Origin of the sequence: Streptomyces hygroscopicus subsp. hygroscopicus (assembly GCF_001553455.1) — a bacterium.
Lineage (GTDB): Bacteria > Actinomycetota > Actinomycetes > Streptomycetales > Streptomycetaceae > Streptomyces > Streptomyces hygroscopicus.
Genome location: NZ_BBOX01000611.1, coordinates 1 through 3692, shown reverse-complemented (window position 1 = coordinate 3692; position 3692 = coordinate 1). Strand labels below are relative to the sequence as shown.

Below are 3692 nucleotides of genomic sequence, written 5' to 3'. Positions count from 1 at the left end.
CCCGTCACGTGGAGTTGCCCACGTACGCCTTCGAGCACCAGCGGTACTGGCTGGACGCCACGCTCCGGGAGACGGCCGACGTCACGTCGGCGGGTCTGCGGACGGCGGACCACCCGCTGCTGACCGCCGCCGTGGGTCTCGCGGGCAACGACGGCGGGACCGTACTGACCGGCCGGCTGTCCCGCCATACCCACCGGTGGCTGGCCGACCATGCCGTCGGCGGCGTCGTGCTGCTGCCCGGCACCGCGTTCGTGGAGCTGGCCCTGCGCGCCGGTGACGAGGTCGGCTGCGACATCGTGGAGGACCTGACCATCGAAGCGCCGCTGGTGCTCCCGGAGACCGGCGCCGTACAGCTGCAACTGCACGTCGGTGCCGGGACGGGCACCGACGGCCGCCGGACGGTCGAGGTCTACTCCCGGGTCGAGGACGACACGGCGTCCGGCGAGTGGACCCGACACGCCGAGGGCGCGCTGACCACCAGTGAGAGCGGTGGGGGCGCCGACTTCGACCTGGTGCAGTGGCCGCCGCCGGGCGCCCGTCCGGTGGACGTCGAGGGGGTCTATGAACGGCTGGCCGAGCGCGGATACGGCTACGGGCCGGTGTTCCAGAGCCTCAAGGCGGCCTGGGAGCAGGGGTCCGACGTGTACGCCGAAGTCGCCCTGCCGGCCGAGGCGGCGGACGGCGGGAGCGAGTTCGGCATCCACCCCGCCCTGCTCGACGCCGTCGTCCACCCGATGATCCTGCGGTCCGAGCCGGGAGCGGAGATCCTTCTGCCGTTCTCCTGGGCCGGCGTACGGCTGTACGCGGCCGGTGCCTCGGAGCTGCGGGTCCGGCTGTCGAGCTCCGGCACCGACGCGCTGAAGGTGGCCATCGCCGACACGTCCGGGATGCCGGTCGCGTCGGTCGACACCCTGACCGCGCGCCCGGTGCCGGCGGAGACGCTGGTGGGAGCGGTGCGCAACGACGAGCTGTTCCAGGTGGCCTGGCAGCCGGTGCCGTCCTCCGGCGCCCGCCCGCAGAAGTGGCCCGCGGTCGTCGGCCTCGGCACCGTGCCGGCGGGCGCCGAGGCCTTCGCCGACCTCGCCTCCGTCGGCGCCGATGGGCAGGTGCCGGACGTGGTGCTCCTCCCCGTCGAAGGCGGCGGCCCCGAGCGGCTGGGCGCCGTCACGTCCCACATCCTGTCCCTGGCCAAGGAGTGGCTGGCCGACGAGCGGTTCCGCGCCTCGCGGCTCGCCGTGCTCACCCACCGGGCCGTGGCCACGCGTCCGGGCGAGGAGATCCGGGACCTCGTCGGCGCGGCCGTGTGGGGCCTCATCCGCAGCGCGCAGTCGGAGAACCCGGACCGGTTCCTCCTGCTGGACCTCGATGGCGCCGAGAGCCCGGTCGGCCTCGGGCTCGCGGAGGCGCTGGCCACGGGGGAGCCCCAGCTGGCGGTGCGCGACGGTGCCGCGTACGCCCCGCGCATCGCACGGCTGACGCGCACGGAGCCGTCCGCGGCGCCGCGGACGCTCGACCCGGACGGCACCGTCCTCATCACCGGCGGCACCGGTACGCTCGGCGGGCTCGTCGCCCGGCACCTGGTCACCCGGCACGGGGCGCGGCACCTGCGGCTGGTCAGCCGCCGGGGTCCGAACGCGGCGGGCGCCGACCAGCTGCGAGCCGACCTGGCCGCCCTCGGCGCCGAGGTCACCGTCACCGCCTGCGACCTCACCGACCGGGACGCCCTGGAGAGGCTCCTCGCGGACATACCGGCCGACCATCCGCTCACCGGCGTCATCCACACGGCCGGCGTGCTGGACGACGGCATCCTCACCTCGCTCACCCCGGAGCGGCTGGACACGGTCCTCCGCCCCAAGGCCGTCGCCGCCTGGCACCTGCACGAGCTGACGGCACGACTGGACCTCGCGGAATTCATCCTGTTCTCCTCGGTCTCCGGTGTGCTGGGCGGCGCGGGCCAGGGCAACTACGCCGCGGCCAACGCCTTCCTCGACGCCCTGGCCCACCACCGGCAGGCCGCGGGACTGCCCGGCACCAGCCTCGCCTGGGGCCTGTGGGCGTCGGAGAGCGCCATGAGCGGCACCCTCGACGGGACGGACCGGGCCCGCCTGAACCGCGGCGGCCTCCTGCCACTGGCCTCCGACCAGGGCCTGAGCCTCTTCGACGGCGCACGCTCCTCGGGCCTGCCGCTGCTGGTCCCCGTACGGATGAACGCGGCGGCGCTCCGCTCCCAGGCGGCGGCGGGAACGCTCCCGTCGATGCTGCGCGGCCTGTTCGCCGTTCCGGCGCGGCGCACGGTCGACGGCGCGGCGAAACTGCGGAACCGGCTGGCGGAACTGGGCCCGGAGGAGCAGGAGAAGGCCGTCCTGGACCTGATTCTGGGGCATATCGCCACGGTGCTCGGACACGCCTCGGCACAGGCGATCAAACCGCAGCGGCCGTTCTCCGAGCTGGGCTTCGACTCGCTCGTCGCCGTGGAGTTGCGGAACCGGCTGAACACGGCCACCGGGCTGCGGCTGCCGGCCACCGCGGTCTTCGACTACCCGACGCCCGCCGCGCTCGCCGGCTTCGTCCGGACGGATATGCTCAAAGATCTGACCCCCGACGGATCGGACGAACTCCGGCAGCTCGACCGGCTCGAAGCCGCCCTGGCGGCGCGGCCCGCCGACGACGCCTGGCGGGCGAAGCTCACGGCCCGCCTCCAGACGGTCCTCGTGAGCCTCGGCGTGGACAGCTTCGCCGCGAGCGCGGCCCCCGCGGACGGCGTCGCGGCGGAGAACGCCGAGAACGCCGAGAACGACGATCGGCTGCATCTGGCCACCACCGACGAACTGTTCGCGATCGCCGAGCAGGAATTCGGCATTTTCCACGACGACGAGCGCCCGCAAGCCTGATCACCCGAGGAAGGCGAAAGACCGATGGCCGAGGAAGAAAAGCTCCGACAGTATCTCGCGGCTGCGCTCGGGGAACTCAAGCAGACCCGCCAGCGTCTGCGGAAGGCCGAAGCCGCCGGCCATGAGCCGGTGGCGATCGTGGGGATGGCGTGCCGGTATCCGGGTGGTGTGGCCTCGCCGGAGGATCTGTGGCGGCTGGTGGCCGAGGGTGGGGACGCGATCACCGAGTTCCCGACCGACCGTGGCTGGGACGTGGAGGGGCTCTATGACCCGGATCCGGAGAGTGTGGGGAAGTCGTACAGCAGGCAGGGCGGTTTCCTGCACGACGCGGCGGAGTTCGACGCGGACTTCTTCGGGATCAGCCCGCGTGAGGCGACCGCCACGGATCCGCAGCAGCGGCTGCTGCTGGAGACCGCGTGGGAGGCGCTGGAGGGTGCGGGGGTGGACCCCGCGGGACTGCGGGGCAGCCGTACGGGGGTGTTCGCGGGGCTAATGTACGGCGACTACGCCGTGCGGCTGCACCGCGCGCCCGAGGGGTTCGAGGGGATGCTGTCGACCGGCAGCGCGGGCAGTGTGGCCTCGGGGCGGGTGGCGTACACCTTCGGGTTCGAGGGTCCGGCGGTGACGGTGGACACGGCGTGCTCGTCGTCGCTGGTGGCCCTGCACCTGGCCGCGCAGGCGCTGCGGAACGGCGAGTGTGATCTGGCGCTGGCGGGCGGTGTCACGGTCATGGCGACGCCGTCCACCTTCGTGGAGTTCTCCCGTCAGCGGGGTCTCGCCCCCGACGGCCGCTGCAAGCCG

Annotated in this window: 2 protein-coding genes; both read left to right on the top strand. The window is 73.6% G+C overall.

The genetic code is table 11. From position 1 onward, the window contains the following. On the top strand, positions 1–2891 hold a 2891-nt coding region (locus AXW62_RS39275; protein WP_214516892.1), incomplete at its 5' end, for a type I polyketide synthase. Between the two features lie 24 nt (positions 2892–2915). Beyond that, a partial coding sequence (locus tag AXW62_RS39270; protein WP_079115997.1) for a beta-ketoacyl synthase N-terminal-like domain-containing protein occupies positions 2916–3692 on the top strand: 777 nt, incomplete at its 3' end.